The organism is Klebsiella sp. OBRC7 (assembly GCF_000293135.1).
Classification (GTDB): domain Bacteria; phylum Pseudomonadota; class Gammaproteobacteria; order Enterobacterales; family Enterobacteriaceae; genus Klebsiella; species Klebsiella michiganensis.
In genome coordinates this window covers 75,131-90,515 of record NZ_ALNJ01000027.1, presented here as the reverse complement: position 1 = coordinate 90,515, position 15,385 = coordinate 75,131, and the positions used below count along the sequence as shown (strand labels likewise).

Annotated in this window: 15 protein-coding genes; 6 read left to right on the top strand and 9 right to left on the bottom strand. The window is 57.6% G+C overall.

The window, feature by feature from the left end:
• Positions 1–60: 60 nt before the first annotated feature.
• Entirely contained in the window at positions 61–1,470 is a 1,410-nt protein-coding gene (locus HMPREF1144_RS06410; RefSeq protein WP_009652270.1) for an MFS transporter, read from the top strand.
• A gap of 17 nt (positions 1,471–1,487) precedes the next feature.
• On the opposite strand, the gene HMPREF1144_RS06405 is transcribed toward HMPREF1144_RS06410, so the two are convergent.
• Positions 1,488–2,651: an MFS transporter gene (locus tag HMPREF1144_RS06405; RefSeq protein ID WP_009652190.1), complete on the bottom strand. Its 1,164-nt coding sequence runs from the start codon at positions 2,649–2,651 to the stop codon at positions 1,488–1,490.
• Between the two features lie 104 nt (positions 2,652–2,755).
• On the opposite strand from HMPREF1144_RS06405, the gene HMPREF1144_RS06400 reads away from it, so the two are divergent.
• On the top strand, positions 2,756–3,655 hold the full coding sequence (locus tag HMPREF1144_RS06400) for a LysR family transcriptional regulator (protein ID WP_009652243.1): 900 nt from the start codon (positions 2,756–2,758) through the stop codon (positions 3,653–3,655).
• Here the strand turns inward: HMPREF1144_RS06400 and HMPREF1144_RS06395 are convergent.
• Positions 3,652–4,557: a LysR family transcriptional regulator gene (locus tag HMPREF1144_RS06395; protein WP_004850781.1), complete on the bottom strand. Its 906-nt coding sequence runs from the start codon at positions 4,555–4,557 to the stop codon at positions 3,652–3,654. The two genes, HMPREF1144_RS06400 and HMPREF1144_RS06395, sit on opposite strands and share 4 nt — an antisense overlap.
• 156 nt (positions 4,558–4,713) lie before the next feature.
• On the opposite strand from HMPREF1144_RS06395, the gene HMPREF1144_RS06390 reads away from it, so the two are divergent.
• Both HMPREF1144_RS06390 and HMPREF1144_RS06385 read left to right on the top strand, forming a co-directional pair.
• Positions 4,714–5,514 (top strand): AraC family transcriptional regulator, encoded by an 801-nt coding sequence (locus tag HMPREF1144_RS06390; RefSeq protein ID WP_009652170.1) that lies wholly within the window; start codon positions 4,714–4,716, stop codon positions 5,512–5,514.
• Between the two features lie 85 nt (positions 5,515–5,599).
• Positions 5,600–6,217, top strand: a complete 618-nt coding sequence (locus HMPREF1144_RS06385; RefSeq protein ID WP_009652278.1) for a LysE family translocator — start codon at positions 5,600–5,602, stop codon at positions 6,215–6,217.
• 44 nt (positions 6,218–6,261) lie between these two features.
• Here the strand turns inward: HMPREF1144_RS06385 and HMPREF1144_RS06380 are convergent, their stop codons facing one another.
• The 7 genes from HMPREF1144_RS06380 to HMPREF1144_RS06350 form a co-directional block, all read right to left on the bottom strand.
• Complete coding sequence (locus HMPREF1144_RS06380) at positions 6,262–8,562, bottom strand: FdhF/YdeP family oxidoreductase (RefSeq protein ID WP_009652148.1); 2,301 nt, start codon at positions 8,560–8,562, stop codon at positions 6,262–6,264.
• A 191-nt stretch (positions 8,563–8,753) separates the two neighbouring features.
• Positions 8,754–9,671: a bestrophin family protein gene (locus HMPREF1144_RS06375; RefSeq protein ID WP_009652209.1), complete on the bottom strand. Its 918-nt coding sequence runs from the start codon at positions 9,669–9,671 to the stop codon at positions 8,754–8,756.
• A 209-nt stretch (positions 9,672–9,880) separates the two neighbouring features.
• A complete protein-coding gene (locus HMPREF1144_RS06370) occupies positions 9,881–10,789 on the bottom strand; it encodes a cation diffusion facilitator family transporter (RefSeq protein WP_009652284.1) in 909 nt (302 codons plus the stop codon).
• 201 nt (positions 10,790–10,990) lie between these two features.
• A complete protein-coding gene (locus HMPREF1144_RS06365; RefSeq protein WP_009652272.1) occupies positions 10,991–11,860 on the bottom strand; it encodes an oxygenase MpaB family protein in 870 nt (289 codons plus the stop codon).
• Positions 11,861–11,974: 114 nt separating this feature from the next.
• Entirely contained in the window at positions 11,975–12,406 is a 432-nt protein-coding gene (locus tag HMPREF1144_RS06360; protein ID WP_004138064.1) for an OsmC family protein, read from the bottom strand.
• Between the two features lie 80 nt (positions 12,407–12,486).
• Entirely contained in the window at positions 12,487–12,966 is a 480-nt protein-coding gene (locus HMPREF1144_RS06355) for a GNAT family N-acetyltransferase (protein ID WP_009652126.1), read from the bottom strand.
• A complete protein-coding gene (locus tag HMPREF1144_RS06350) occupies positions 12,966–13,868 on the bottom strand; it encodes a LysR family transcriptional regulator (protein ID WP_004850754.1) in 903 nt (300 codons plus the stop codon). Before HMPREF1144_RS06350 ends, HMPREF1144_RS06355 begins: the two co-directional genes overlap by 1 nt.
• Before the next feature lie 114 nt (positions 13,869–13,982).
• Here HMPREF1144_RS06350 and HMPREF1144_RS06345 point away from each other — a divergent pair, with 114 nt between their 5' ends.
• Together HMPREF1144_RS06345 and sra are read left to right on the top strand one after the other, a co-directional pair.
• Positions 13,983–14,834: a Vmh family MBL fold metallo-hydrolase gene (locus HMPREF1144_RS06345; RefSeq protein WP_009652263.1), complete on the top strand. Its 852-nt coding sequence runs from the start codon at positions 13,983–13,985 to the stop codon at positions 14,832–14,834.
• 235 nt (positions 14,835–15,069) lie between these two features.
• Complete coding sequence (gene sra / locus HMPREF1144_RS06340) at positions 15,070–15,210, top strand: stationary-phase-induced ribosome-associated protein (RefSeq protein ID WP_004101955.1); 141 nt, start codon at positions 15,070–15,072, stop codon at positions 15,208–15,210.
• Positions 15,211–15,385 lie beyond the last annotated feature (175 nt).

Below are 15,385 nucleotides of genomic sequence, written 5' to 3'. Positions count from 1 at the left end.
AAACCATTAACAATCAAATAACATTAGCAGGCAAACATTTTATCTGAGGAAAATAATAATATGTCTACCACCCAGGTTCTGGGCGACGCCGCGTTCGCCTCCCCAGGACATCCCCACTCCAGCCTGACCGCTCGCATCGATGCGCTGCCCGCCTCCGTTGGCCTGTGGTCTTTTATCACCCTCCTGGCGCTGGGCGGCTTCTTTGAGCTGTACGATCTTTTTCAGACCGGCTATATCAGCACCGGGCTGCTGGCAGAGGATATTTTCCATACCGGCGAGCAGGGTATCTTCGGTATCTCCGACCAGGCCGCCTTCGCGTCGTCCACCTTTATGGGGCTGTTTATTGGCGCCAGCCTGCTTGCGCCGCTGGCGGATAAACTGGGCCGCCGCCTGACGTTTATGTTTGCCCTCGCCTGGTACGGCGTATTTTCGCTGATGATGGCCCTGCAAAGCAGCGCCGAAGGGGTTATCTTCTGCCGCTTTCTGGTCGGCGTCGGTCTCGGCATTGAGCTGGTGACCATCGACACCTATTTAAGCGAATGGGTGCCGACGCATCTGCGCAATAAAGCCTTCGCTTTCGCCTTCTTTATTCAGTTTTTATCGGTTCCCGCCGTGGCGCTGATGTCGTGGCTGCTGGTGCCGATTACCCTTTTCGGCCTGACCGGCTGGCGCTGGGTGATCATCTTCGGCGCGCTCTGTTCGCTGATTATCTGGGTTATCCGCAAGAAGCTGCCGGAGTCGGCGCGCTGGCTGGATGAAAAAGGCCGCCACGAGGAAGCCCATAAGGTGATGTGCGAAATGGAACAACGCTGCGGCGTTTCTCCCTCGCCGCGCCACCAGGTTGAGACGCAGGATAACCCGCGCAGGCTGGGAAGCTTTAAAGCGATCTGGGCACCGCAGTACCGCAAACGTACGATCATGCTGATGGTAATGAACTTCTTCCAGGCCATCGGCTTCTTTGGCTTCGGCAACTGGCTACCGGCCCTGCTTTCCGGTCAGGGGGCGAGCATCACCCACAGCCTGCTGTATGCGTTCTTTATTACCCTCGCCTATCCGATTGGCTGTCTGTTCTGCACCCGCTTCGTTCATCGTTTTGAAAACAAATGGCAAATTGTGCTTTCCGCGCTGATGACGGTGGTGTTTGGCACCCTGTTCGCCCTGCAGAACAGCCCGGTGCTGCTGGTGATTTGCGGGTTTATGATCACATGGTCAAACGCCTGGCTGACCATTAGCTATCACGCCTACCAGGCCGAAGTTTTCCCGACCCACATCCGCGCGCGGGCGGTCGGCTTCTGCTACTCCTTTAGCCGGCTGTCGACGGCTATCACCAGCATTTTGATCGGCATTATTTTGCAATACGCCGGTACCCCAGGCGTGATTAGCTTTATCGTCGCCAGCATGCTGATGGTGATGCTGTCGGTGGGCATCTTTGGTCCGAAAACCCGCGGGATCAGCCTGGAGAATATTTGACGGTAGCCGCCGCCGGGCTAGCCGGCGGCGCGCGTAGCTAACCTTTTCTCCTGAACCCGCAGCAGCCACGGCAGCGGCAATGCGCTCAGGGCGCAGAGCAGTAATATCCCCTGCATCGCCCGCTCGCCGTTGCCGTCAACCGCGAGAACCCACGACGAAAGCAGAAAGGCCGCCGCCGTACTTAATGACATCAGGGTATTCTGTAAAAGCGTAAACCCGGACCTGGCGCTATCCGCTGGAAAACGCATTGCTACAACCGATGAGGCCACCAGACGACAGTAGGCGGCGGCCAGAAACAGCACCATAAACAGTGCTCCGCCGCGGTTGCAGGTAAAAGCGATGCTCAGGCTCAGTATAAACAGCAGACTGGCCAGCAGGCTGATGCGGTAGACGCTGTAATGCTGGCATAGCTTGCCGGTGATTTTAGTTGCGCATAATCCTGCCGCGCCTCCGCCGAAAAAGAGCCACGGCAATTCATCGCCGCTGGCCCCCATTTTCACCGTCAGTAACGGTACCAGCAGCGGAATGATTAACATCGGGCTGAACTGCGCGAGCGCGTTGCCGGAGGCGTAAAACAGCACCGATGACGACCAGCGCAAACCCGTCTGACGACTCGCCTTGATGGGTTGTTCCGGCAGCACGAGTTTTATCAGCGGTAACGCGATTAAGCAGAGTCCGCCGATCGTCGCGGGGGCTATCTGCCAGCCGATTCGTTCACTGAGAAATAGCATCATCGGCATGCCGATAATGCTGACCAGCGAGAATGCGGCAATCGTTGAGGCCAACGCCCGAGGGCGCAGCTGCGGCGGCATAATATTGACCAGCAGACTGCTGGCCACGCCCATTGTGGTCCCGCCAACCAGACCGGCAAGAAAACGCCAGAACAACAATCCGTCAAACCGGGTGGTGGTCAGCGTCATCATCGTTAATCCCCCCAACAGGGCCATATTGCAGAGCAAAAAGCGCCGCGGTTTAACGTTACCGACCCATCGCCAGACGCTTACCCCAGCAATGACGGAAGCCAGCGTATAAACGCCGGTGACGTAACCCGCCTGGCTTACCGGCACCTGAAACGTCGGCGCCATCCAGGTAAATAAGGGATTAAAAATCATATATTCAAGGGCGTTGATGAATTGAACAAAGGCCATGATCAACGTTATTCGTACCAGATATCCGGGCATGTAAGACTCCTGACTATGTAATGCGCAGAGTCTAGCGTCTGGCAAAACCGGGCATAAGACGGTAAAAATGACGTTGTTAATTATCAAAATCGGGATAATCGAGAGTGAAAAGATTGGATCTCAACGCCCTGCGGGTCTTCGTCACCGTGGCGGAAAATGGCTCCTTTCGCGCCGGAGCAAAAGCGCTGCAGATGCCCTCATCGAATGTGAGCCGACAGATTTCGCAGCTTGAGGAGAGCCTTCAGCTACGCCTGATACAACGCAGTACCCGACACATGAAGCTGACCCCTGCCGGTCAGACGCTGCTCGCCAGTATGCGACCCGTGCTGGAGCAATTTGCCGCTACGGAAGCTGAACTGACGCAGCAGCAGGCAGAACCCGAAGGGCCGTTACGCTTATGTCTTCCGAACGAAATTGGCCCCTCGCTGTTTGCGCCGCTGATGGCGCAATTTGCCATGCGCTATCCAAAAATAATCGTCAGCTGTACCACCAATCTGGCGGGAATGGAGGTGTTAAAAGAGGATGTGGATATTGCGGTGATTATCACCCGCGGCAAAATGGAAGACGCCAGCGTCATTGCGCGCCCGCTCTTTTCGTTTCCCTGCTGCGTGGTCGCTTCTCCGCAGCTGATTGCCAGAACGGGTATGCCGACACACAGCGAGCAATTAACCGTGCTGCCCTGCATTACCACCGTCAGCGCCCTCGCGGGGCAGGCCTGGCAATTTGCCGCGGCGGACGGTAGCTTTAAAAAGGTTAACGTCAACGGGCACTATCGCGTCAACAGCGGCGAAATGGCGCTGCATGCCGCGCTTGCCGGCGTTGGCTTTGCGATTCTGGGGGAGAAACCCTGCCGCCCGTTTATCGATCGCGGCGAACTCAAGGAAGTCTTGCTGGAGCTGCCGCCGGCGCCGTTACAGCTCTCCGCCCTCTATCGGGAGCGCCACTTTATGCCCGCCAGAACGCGCGTCTGGCTTGAATTTATCCAGTCGCAGATGGCCAGCTAAGCGCCGTCAGCCGACTGGCGTTCGCTAAAAATCACCTGCGCATCGGCGAAGCATTTTTCCGCCAGCGACGACACCGGCTCTTTGTTGCGCATGATCAGCGCCAGCATCGAGTCGACCTCCGTCTCGGCGATCGGCCTGATTTCCAGATTATCGCTTAGCGCTTCGAGGCCGTTGTTCAGCGGCATAATCGCGCAGCAGATCCCGGCCTGCACCGCCTGGATAATCTGAAACGTGGAGTCGCTTTCGAAAACGTATCCTGGCGCCAGCCCCTTGGCCTTAAAGCTCATCTCAATCGATTCGCGGTAGTACATGCCCTTGGTCAAAAAGCCCAGCGGCAGTGCGGCCAGCGTCTCCCAACCGGGGATGGCGTCAGCAAACTGGAAATGGCGCTTATCGTGCAGCAAACCCATCCGGGTATTCGGCAGCCAGACCACGTTGAACAGTTGGCTATCGACGTGGTGCAGATAGCAGATCCCCAGATCCAGCTGGTTGCGACTAACGCCGTCGATAATCTGTTCCGAGGTCATGGACAGCAGACTGAACTGCAGCTCCGGGTATTTATCCGCCAGCGGCTTGATCAGCTGCATCGGATTCAGGCTGGCTAAAGGCACCATCCCGACTCTTAGCTGGCCGACCATCTGCCCGCGACAGATAGCCGCCTCCGCCTCCAGCCCGTCGTGCGCCGCCAGCAGCGCTCGCGCCCAGGCCAGAATACGCTCGCCCTCTGGGGTAAACCCTTCAAACCTCTGCCCGCGCTGAATCAGCGTCAGATTAAGTTCTTCTTCCAGATTGCGGATACGCATCGATAGCGTGGGCTGGGTGATATGGCAGGCCGCCGCGGCCTGGCCGAAATGTCGTGTTCTGTCGAGCGCAATCAGGTACTTAAGCTGTTTAATATCCATTATCATCCACTGTTTGCGCAATCTGCTGGCAGCGCAGCAGGCAAAATGTTAGCTAAATGTTATGTTCTGCGTTGATGAAATTCAAGCGCCGGTCGACCGTTGCTCGTCCCGCGTGCCTGAGGCTACACTCTTGCTATGCCCCGGCAGGAGAAACCGTTGAAAACTCGCCTTCATCACGTTCAGCAGCACCGGCTCGCCATGCCGGGACTGGAAGCCATGTCGTTAGTCACGGAACAGAGTTTTCCGCGCCATTCCCACGACCAGTTCGGCATCGGGATTTTCACTCAGGGCGCGCAGCGTTCGTGGAGCCATCTGGGCAAAATTGAGGCCGCCGCCGGAAATATCATTATGGTTAATCCGGGGGAGATGCACGACGGTATCCCGCTGAATGGCCCACGCAGCTGGCAGATGATCTATCTCGATCCCGAGCGGGTTGCCGCTGAATTTCAGGGGGCGATAAAGGCCGAAGATATTCTCCTGCGCCCGGTGGTCGAAGACACGCAGCTGCGAGGACTGATGCAGCGGCTGTTTAGCGAGATTGTCGCCAACGCCCCCGAGGATACCGCCGTGGAAGAGGCGCTACTGCTCTGCCTGATGCGGGTGAGCCGATACCATCTCTGCGCACGGCGACCTGATAAAAGTGGTACTCCCTCCATCGCGCTGGCCAGGCAATATCTCGATGATGCCCCCGAAGAGAAAATCTCTCTCGAGATGCTTGCTACCCTCTGCGGCCTCAGCCGCTTTCAGCTGATCCGCGGCTTCGCTCGTGAAACCGGCATCACGCCGCACGCTTATCTGGTACAGGCCCGCCTGCGCCTGGCGCGCCGCCTGCTCGCCGAAGGTCACTCCCCCGCAGATACCGCCTTCATGGCCGGCTTTGCCGATCAAAGCCATCTGACCCGCGCGTTTCAAAGGCAGTTCGCCATGACCCCAGGCAGCTATCAGGCGAGCCGCTAGCCGACGTTGTGCAATTTTGTTCAATACCGGCTGTCGGCTTTGCGAAATACTCAGGGCCTCGATTCTCTGCAACAGGAATGACATCATGGCGTTCATCACCCCTGAGTTTCTTTTGACCTCGCTGATTGTGGTCATCGCCCCCGGCACCGGGACGCTTTACACCATTGCCACCGGCCTGGCGGCGGGCAGAGGCATGAGTTTTGCCGCGGCTTTCGGCTGCACGTTGGGCATTATTCCGCATATGCTGGCGGCGATAACCGGGCTGGCGGCCATCCTCCACAGTACCCCCGGCGCCTTCGAGCTGGTGAAGTACGCCGGCGTCGCCTGGCTGCTGTACCTCGCATGGGGCACCCTGACCCAGCGAGGCAGCCTGAGCGTAGAAGGCGTCAAGCAACGCAACCCGCGCCAGGTCATCAGCCACGCGATTCTGATTAATTTGCTTAACCCCAAGCTGCCGCTCTTCTTTCTCGCCTTTCTGCCGCAGTTTATCCAGCGCGGCTCGGCTTCGCCGATCGGGGAAATGCTGATCCTGAGCGCCGTTTTTATGCTGATGACGCTGCTGGTTTTTATGCTCTACGGCGCCTTTTCGGCGGCGATGCGCGGATACGTGCTGTCGCGTCCGCGGGTGTTACAGGGACTGAGAGCCTGCTTTGCCGCCGGTTTTGTCGGGCTGGGGATTAAGCTGATTCTGGCGCAAAGGTAGCGCTTTTGCCCACGACGCGACGATCGCCGCGGGCAAACGGCGCTTTAGCGAAGCCCCGTCAGCGCGCGGATCTCTTTCGAGCGCAGGGTTAAACGGACGGGCGCCGATTTATACGACGGGGTGCCGCTCTCTTTATCGAGATAATCCAGAGGGACCAGCACGTTCGCTTCGGGGTAATAGGCCGCAACGGTGCCCGGCGCGATACTGTAGGCGACCAGCGTGATATCTTCCAGCCGCTGCTGGTGGCCCGGTAGCGCGGAGCTGATATCCACCCGATCGCCGTGTTCGAATCCCTGCTCAGCCATATCCTGCTCGTTCATAAACAGCACGTCGCGACGGCCAAACACGCCGCGGTAGCGGTCGTCCATGGCGTAAATGGTGGTGTTGTACTGATCGTGGCTGCGCAGCGTCACCAGGCGCATCACGTCATGCCCTGCTACCTGCTGGTTTTCGTACACCCCGTGAAAAACGGAAAACATCGCTTTGCCCGTCGGCGTCGGCCAGATACGCTCCGTCGGCGGCAGCGGCATGCGAAAACCGCCGGGATGGCGAATACGCTGGTTGTACTGGTCAAAGCCGGGAACGGTCTGTTCAATTAGATCGCGAATACGATCGTAGTCGGCGACCAGCCACTGCCAGTCGATTTTGCTTTCCGGCAGCGTCGCCCTGGCCATCGCCGCGACAATCGCCGGCTCCGATCGCAGCTCTGGCGAACCGGGTTTCAGCTTGCCCGACGACGCGTGCACCATCGACATCGAATCTTCCACGGTGATTGACTGGCGTCCCGTCTCCTGAATATCGAGTTCGGTTCGGCCAAGGCACGGCAGGATAAAGGTCTCATTGGCCACCAGAAGATGCGAGCGATTCAGCTTGGTGCCAATATGCACGCTCAGATCCAGCCCCCGCATCGCCGGAAAAGCCCGTTCGCTATCCGGCATAGCCACCGCGAAGTTCCCGCCAAGGCAGAGCAGCGCTTTCGATTCGCCGTCGATCATCGCCTGTAGCGCTTTTACCGCATCGTGACCATGCTCCTGCGGCGGCGTAAAACCAAACACCCGCTGCAGGTTGGCGAGAAACTGGGGGCTCGGTTTTTCCGTGATGCCGACGGTACGGTTGCCCTGTACGTTGGAGTGTCCGCGCAGCGGGCAGATCCCGGCTCCCGGCTTGCCGATATTCCCGCGCATCAGCAGCAGGTCGGCTATCAGGCGTACATTAGAGGTGCCCTTATTGTGCTGGGTGATGCCCATGCCGTAGGTGATAATCGTGGCGTTAGATTTAGCGTAAACCGCCGCCACCCGTTCAAGATCGCCGCGCGTCAGGCCCGACTCGCGTTCGATATCCGGCCACGGGGTCGCGTCGACATCTCGCGCAAAGTCGGCAAAGCCCAGGGTATGCTCATCGATAAAGGCCCGATCCAGCACCTCGCCCTGCTCTGCTTCCAGCCGGAGCAGCGCCTTCGCGATACCCTTAAGCGCCGCCGCGTCGCCGCCCGCTTTAACCTGGAAATAGGTCGACGCGATGTTGGTTGAGCTGTAGGTCGCCATTTCAATGACGTTCTGCGGATCGGCGAAACGCTCCAGCGCCCGCTCTTTGAGCGGGTTGAAGACGATTATCGGCACCCCCCGGCGAGCCAGTTCGTGCAGCGTGCCCATCATGCGCGGATGGTTGGTTCCGGGATTGTGGCCGATAGAGATAACCAGCTCGGTCTTATCAAAGTCATCGAGGGAGACCGTCCCTTTACCGATGCCGATGGACTGCGGCAGGCCAACGCTGGTCGACTCGTGGCACATATTGGAGCAGTCCGGAAAGTTGTTGGTGCCGTATTCGCGGGCAAACAGCTGGAACAGGAAGGCCACTTCGTTAGAGGCGCGCCCGGAGGTATAAAACTCGACTTCATTAGGCTGCAGCGTACGGAGAATGGCGCCGATGCGGGTAAACGCCGCTTCCCATGACACCGGACGCAGGGTATCGCTGGCTTTATCGTACGCCAGGGGCTGGGTTAAGCGCCCGTAGCCTTCCAGCTCAAAATCGCTGCGCGCCAGCAGCGACGTCACGGTGTTAGCCGCGAGAAACTCAGCCGTGACCCGTTTACTGGTGGCTTCCCAGGTCACCGCTTTGGCGCCGTTTTCGCAGAACTGAAACGTCGATTTATGTTCTTTGTCGGGCCAGGCGCAACCGGGACAATCAAAGCCATCCGGCTGATTGGTCCGCAGCAGCGTGGCGGGGGCATCGAGCGCATCCATTTGCGTACGAACGGCGATAGCGGTGGCTTTTAAGGCGCCCCAGCCGCCCGCCGGACCATCATAGGGATGGACGCCGGGAACGACGCGTCTTCTGTTACTCATGTTCACTCCTGATGCGCTTTCGGCGGCGTATGGCAGGTGAAAAGCCGCCTGATGTCTTATCAGCCGCTATCCGTCAAAATAGCAGGCATTTTGTTAACGAAAGCATAACAATCAGGGCGGTGGCTGTATAATCAATGTTATCTATCACGCGTTAGATTTAACTTATTTAACGAATAATAAACATACAAAAATCAGGTCAGATTGTAGTGGCGGTCCGGCGCCAGCTTCTCCGGTAAGGGATGCTGGCCGGTCATATCCAGCAGGTTGCGCTCAATGGTGTTACACATCGCGTTCAGCGGCAAATCGTTGGCTGCGGTACCAAACGGATCCTCCAGCTCTTCCGCCAGCGAATCCCACGACAGGAAGGTGTAGGAGATAAACACCGACACGAACGGCGTCATATAGTGAAGATCGCCGACCAGCGCAAACGGCAGCAGCGTACAGAACAGATACACGGTGCGCTGCAAAATGAGCGTGTAGGCAAAGGGCACCGGGGTGCTGGCGAGGCGCTCACAGCCGCCCAGCGCGTGCCCCAGCTCATCAAGCTTATTGTCCATCAGGCTGAAGGTGACATCGCCGATCTTCCCTTCTGCGCGCAGGCGCCCAAGCTCATCGCCTGCCAGCAGCAGAATGCGGTTGGTTGGCATCGAGCTGGCGAGGATTTCCGCCACGCTTTGCGCCGGCAGCAGACGCGCTAAATCGGCGCTCGGATCCGTCTTACGCAGCTGATGCTTCAGGCTCCAGCTAAACGCCACCAGGTAGCTCACCAGGCGTTGATGGGCTGCGCTTTCGGTCGGCAGGATATTCTTCAGCTGGCGCACCAGCGTTCTCTGGGCAATCAGCACCGTTCCCCACAGATTACGCGCTTCAACAAAGCGGTTGTATCCGGCGCTATTGCGAAAGCCAAGAAAAATGGCAATGGCGATCCCCAGCAGGCTAAACGGCGCGACGGTAAGATGGATACCCAGCTGCTCGTACCATTGATAGCTGATGATCGCGATAATCGACATCATCAGGTTAAGCAGCAGGCGAAAGACGATTTTTGACAGCACGGAGCCGTGCCAGTCAAACAAGCGAAGGAACCAGTGTTGTTCTGGCCGGATAATCATTGTTTTACTTCCTGAAGTTTCGAACGAATAATAGAAATAGATACTTTCTATTATCCGATTGCCTTTTTATATTGTTTAAAAACACGACACGGCGTCAGCCGGCTATTTATCAGCGATGAAAGAATAGCCGCTGGATTATGGTCCTTTTTTATTTCACAGGCAATATTATCCGCAGGCTGACATAGCCCTCAAGCGTTCAGGGGAATAACCTAAGCGACAATCGCGTCGCTATCCGCGCGGCAAGGGTCAATATGAATCATCATATGCAGCACGTTTTGGCTGTTTAGCACCCGCGCGCGGGCCAACAGCGCAATTTCGTGCCCTTCCGCCACCGATAAATCTCCCGGCACCTCGATATGTACATCGACCAGGATCCCATCGCCGGCGCGTCGGGTTTTAAGGTCATGCAGCGCCACGACGCCGGGCGTTGCCAGAATAGTGGTGATTATCTGCTGCTCGCTGTCGCTATCCACTGACCGATCCATCAAGTCATGGAGGGCGTCATACGAAAAGGTATAGCCCATGCGGGTGACCAGCGCGCCGACCGCCAGCGCGGCCACCGGATCGAGCCAGGCGAAGCCGGCCAGGTTACCGATGATGCCGACCGCGACCACCACCGACGACGAGGCATCCGAGCGGGCGTGCCAGGCGTTGGCAATCAGCATGGACGACTGAATTTGTTTAGCCGCCCTGAGCATATAGCGGAATAACATCTCTTTGGCGGTCAGCGCGGCGAGCGCCACCCACAGAGCGGTAATATGCACGCTCGGGATAGACGCCGGATGCAGCAGTTTGCCGCAGGCGGACCACAGCATACCCGCGCCAACCAGTAACAGCAGCGCGCCAATCACCAGTGAAGCGCCGTTTTCATAGCGCCGGTGTCCGTAGTGATGATCGCTATCCGACGGTTTGCCGCTTTTTTTATTGGCCAACAGCACGACGAAATCAGCGACTAAATCGGAAAGAGAATGAATACCATCGGCAATTAATCCCTGCGAACCGGAAAAAACGCCCGCCAGAACCTGGGCGCTGGATAAAAAAAGATTGACCACCACGCTAACCAGCGTCGTTTTACGCGCAACCTGGGCGCGCTGACCATCGTCAGTCATATTCGCCATGATGACTTCCCCGCAAAAAAAAGAAATAACGTACGCGATTTGGCTTAATTTTTCCTGAATAATCCGCCGCCGTTAAGAGAATATTTACTTATTTTTATTGCTGTCAAATATATAAATGAGAATAGTTTGTTTTTAAAAAATATAGCCATGACAATAATAGCCATGGCTATATTTTAGGGCGTAAAAACGCAGCCTGAATAATTAAAACTGAGTCATCCGGCGCATTGCGCAATGATACGCGCCGTTACGCACCGACGCGCGCAGTACGCGGGCGACGCCGTGTACCGCAATTCGTGCGCTGTGCCGCTGCAGCGCGCTCATCGGCAAATTGAGCATCGCCTGCGCCCACGGCGGCAGCAGGTCAACCCCGGCGTGCATCATCATTCGCCCGACGGGCTGACTAAGACGCCCCGGCAGGCGGGTCGATAGCAGGACGTCGGCAACCTCCTGCGTTCGCTCATCGCAGCGCAGCGTTGGGCGCATATCCTGCAGGTAGTCGGCAACCTGCCGCGGCGTTAACGGGATATCCCGAGCGCCAAGGCGGCGGGCAATTTCGGCGGCCTCCTGATAATACTGCTCCTGGCGGGCGGCGCTGACCACGGTCCGCTTGTAGCGCAGATGCGAGGCCATAAAGCTGCTGCATTCGGCGACATGAACCCAGGTAAGCAGCGCCGGGTTGCTGGCCTGATAGGGCGTGCCGTCTTTATCCTTGCCGCTCACCCGCAGGTGGATCCCCTGCACTTTTGCAATCAGCCGTTCGGCGTCGGCGGTGGTACCAAAGGTGGTGGCGGAAATAAACTGGCTGGTACGGCGCAGGCGGCCAAAGATATCTTCGCGGAAGTTTGAGTGATCCCAGACGCCCGCCAGCGCCAGAGGATGCAGCATCTGTAACAGCAGCGCGCTGACGCCGCCGCAGAGCATGGAGGTAAAATCGCCATGAACCTGCCAGATGGCCGACTGCGGACCAAATAGCCCCGGCTCGCCTTTGGGGTGTTCAAAATCGATCTCTTTTAGCGCCATGCCGGTTAAGCCCAGAACCTGAGCTTCAATCATTCCGCGTATGCTGGTCATTACCCACCTGCTCTGATCCGTGAGCGAGAAAGATAGCATTTATTAACGCCGGGGGCATTTACCAACGATGGCTTTCAGGGCAGGAGCGCCCGCCGATAGCGGGCGCCAGTGAGCTTATGGATTGAGCTGGTAGTCGAGGCTTATCTCCGCGTTCAGCACCTGCGACACCGGGCAACCGGCTTTGGCTTTTTGAATGATGCCGTCAAACGCATCGGCCTCGATGCCTGGCAGCACAATTTTACTCTGCAGCGCGATTTGGGTGATGGCAAAGCCGCCGCCGGATTTATCCAGCGTCACCACCGCCACGGTATCAATGGAGGTGGCGGTGTAGCCCTCTTCGCTCAGCATTAGCGAGAGCGCCATGGAGAAACAGGCGGCATGGGCGGCCCCGATAAGCTCTTCCGGGTTGGTGCCCTTGACGCCTTCGAAACGGGTATTAAAACCGTAAGGCTGCTGGTTCAGCGCGCCGCTCTCGGTCGAGACGGTTCCTTTTCCGCTTTTCAGATCCCCTTCCCAGTGCGCCTGACCTTTCTTATGGATTGCCATAATATCGCTCCTTTTTTGATATGAAAGGGTTAAGTATAGAACCCTCCAGGGCATTTGGGCGGCGCGCGGCGTTTTTCAGATCAATCCGTCGGGATATTTTTACTCATATTAACGCCGGTAACGCGGAAACCCGCGGCGTTGTAGAGATGGCGCGCGCGCTGATTATCCCCGGCGACGCGCAGTTTAATTTGGCCGATCCCCTGGCTTTTCAGCGCATGCTCAAAAGCCGCCATCGCTTGTCTACCCAGGCCCTGTCCCTGAAACGCCGGATAAATATAAAAATCGCAGATAAAGGCGGAGCGCAATTCTTCGTCAGGCTTGTACCAGAGATAGCCGACCCGCTTTTCTGCGCCGTCACTGTCATCGAATAAGCAGCATAAAACCTGGCCGCGAGTATTCACGCCGTCGGGAAGATCCGCGGCGATTTCGCGCTGCGCCTGGGCTAACGCGGCCGCCGGCGAGAGCGCGTAATTGGCGGAGATTTCCGCCGCGTAGTCGGGGATAAAGTAGTCGAGATACGCGGGGTACTCCGTATCGCGCATTGGGCGAAGCACTATCATTAAAGGGTTCCTTTTATATCGTGAGTTTGCGCCAGTTTCTGCTGAATCTCACCGAGAAACAGCGGCAGCGCGCTTGGCTGATAGTCCCGTGAAAGGTAAATACCATATACGCTTAGCGCTTTTGGCCGCCAGGCCGGTAAAACCTGTTTCAGCGCCCCGCTGTTGAGCGCCCGCTGCGCCTCCAGCTCCGGCAGCATCGCGATGCCGCAGCCGGCGACCGCCGCCTCCATCAGCAGCGAGGAGATCCCGGCGCTAAGGTTGCCGGAAACCGCCACCGCCACGCTGTCGCCGCTGGCGTCGCTAAACTGCCAGGTCTGGCTGGCAAAATGGCTGTAATGCAGACAGTTGTGACGAGTGAGATCTTCCGGCGTTTGCAGTGGACCGTTCTGCTGAAGCCAGCGCGGCGACGCGCACAGCACCGAACGACACACGCCAAGGCGGCGGGCGATAGCCCCGGGCTCCGGATTGTCGGTGATCCGAATCGCCACGTCGATACGCTCGCCGATCAGGCTCACCGGATGATTATTGATATCCAGCTCAAGGCGCAGCTGCGGATAGCGGGCGAGAAAATCGGGTAACAGCGGCGAAATCAGCTGCATCGCCGTAAAGTGAGCGCAGGCGACGCGCAGCGTCCCGCTGGGGATCGCACGCTCGCTTTGCCCGGCGATCTCATCCGACAGCTGCGTCAGGGTGCGCGTTTTTTGCAGCACCTTCTCCCCCGCAGCCGTGAGCGTCAGTTTGCGGGTTGAGCGATGGACCAGCCGGGTTCCCGCCCACTGCTCCATCTGTTCCAGATAGCGGCTGACCATCGGACGCGACATCCCCAGCGCGCGGGCGGCGGCGCTTAAGCTACCCAGTTCACAAATGCGCATATACACCTGCGCGGCAATAACCCGATCCATAACTGATTTCCATCTGCACGTTTTATGAAACTCAGCATCTCTTTTTTCAGGAATTTTCGCAAATCAGGAAATCCGTACAATAGCGCTCATTCACCTGACCAAGAGAAAACGAATATGAAATTATCTGCCCTTGCTATCGCGACCACGCTGTTCAGCACGTCCGTTCTGGCCGCGCCCCTGACGCTGCAAACCTACAACCCGCAGGAGAACGGCATTTTCGCGGTTAACTCCACCCTCGCCTCCGGCCCGCATGAAGCGGTGCTGTTTGACGCTCAATTCAGCGTCAAAGATGGCGAGAAGCTTGTTGAAATGATTAAGAAAAGCGGTAAAAAACTGACCCGCATCGTGATTACCTCCGGCGATCCGGACTTCTATTTCGGCCTCGAGCCGCTGGTGAAGGCTTTCCCGGATGTCAACGTGGTGGCGACCGCGGAAGTGGTTAAACACATTAACGCCACCAAAGCGGCCAAACTGGCCTACTGGGGCCCGCAGATGAAGGACGGCGCGCCGAAGCAGGTTTACGTCCCGCAAGCGCTGACGGCAAACACCTTCACCATCGACGGCGAAAAGGTTGAGATCCGCCAGCCGCAAAATTATGCCGCCTATGTCTGGATCCCGGCGAATAAAGCCATTCTTGGCGGGACCGGCGTGGCGTGGGGGATGCACGTCTGGACCGCGGATACCCAGAGCGTGGCGAGCCGCCAGCAGTGGATGAGTACGCTCGACGAGATGGCCGCGCTGCATCCGCAGCAGGTGATCCCCGGCCATTACCTGGGGACGCCGCCCGCAGGCGACCGCGCGATTACCTTTACCCGCGATTATCTGACCCAGTTCGAGCAGGCGCTCAACGCGCACAAAGATTCCGTCGGCGTTATCAAGGCGATGAAACAGCGCTGGCCGGGACTCGCGGAAGTGAGTTCGCTGGATCTGAGCGCCAAAGTGAATACCGGCGAAATGAAGTGGTAAGACTGGCTAAGGTGCGAATCTTTCTGACGGATGGCGGGTGATCTCCTGTCCGGCCGACGAACCGGGGTCCGCTAAAAAGACTGTTCTTAAACTGCCGACTCAACGTTGCTAATCACGGCAAAATGGGCCACGATGATTATCGCCGCGCTAAAATGCGCGGCGTACTTAAGGGTTAAATTTCGTCCGACACCCGTCGGGCTTGTCCTTGAAACCGAAACAGGATAAAGGAGTAAGAATGAAATCGAACCAACAGGCACGTCATCTTCTCGGTCTGAACTACAAGCTTTCTCAGCAGAAAAAAGTGCTGCTGGAAGGCGATGCGGAAACCACGGTTAACCATGTTCGCGCCACCGGCCGCAAGCGCCGTGGTGGCTAATTTTTCAGCTGAATGATGATAAAAACACCGTCCTTTCTACAGGATGGTGTTTTTTTAACGCTATCGTCCTCTTGTTTACCCTCCTTTGATGCCATCTGCCTTATACTCTGCACGCTGCCATTCCCTGCCAGCCCCCGCCTGTCGCCGCGCCCGGGCTGAAGCGATTATCAAGGAG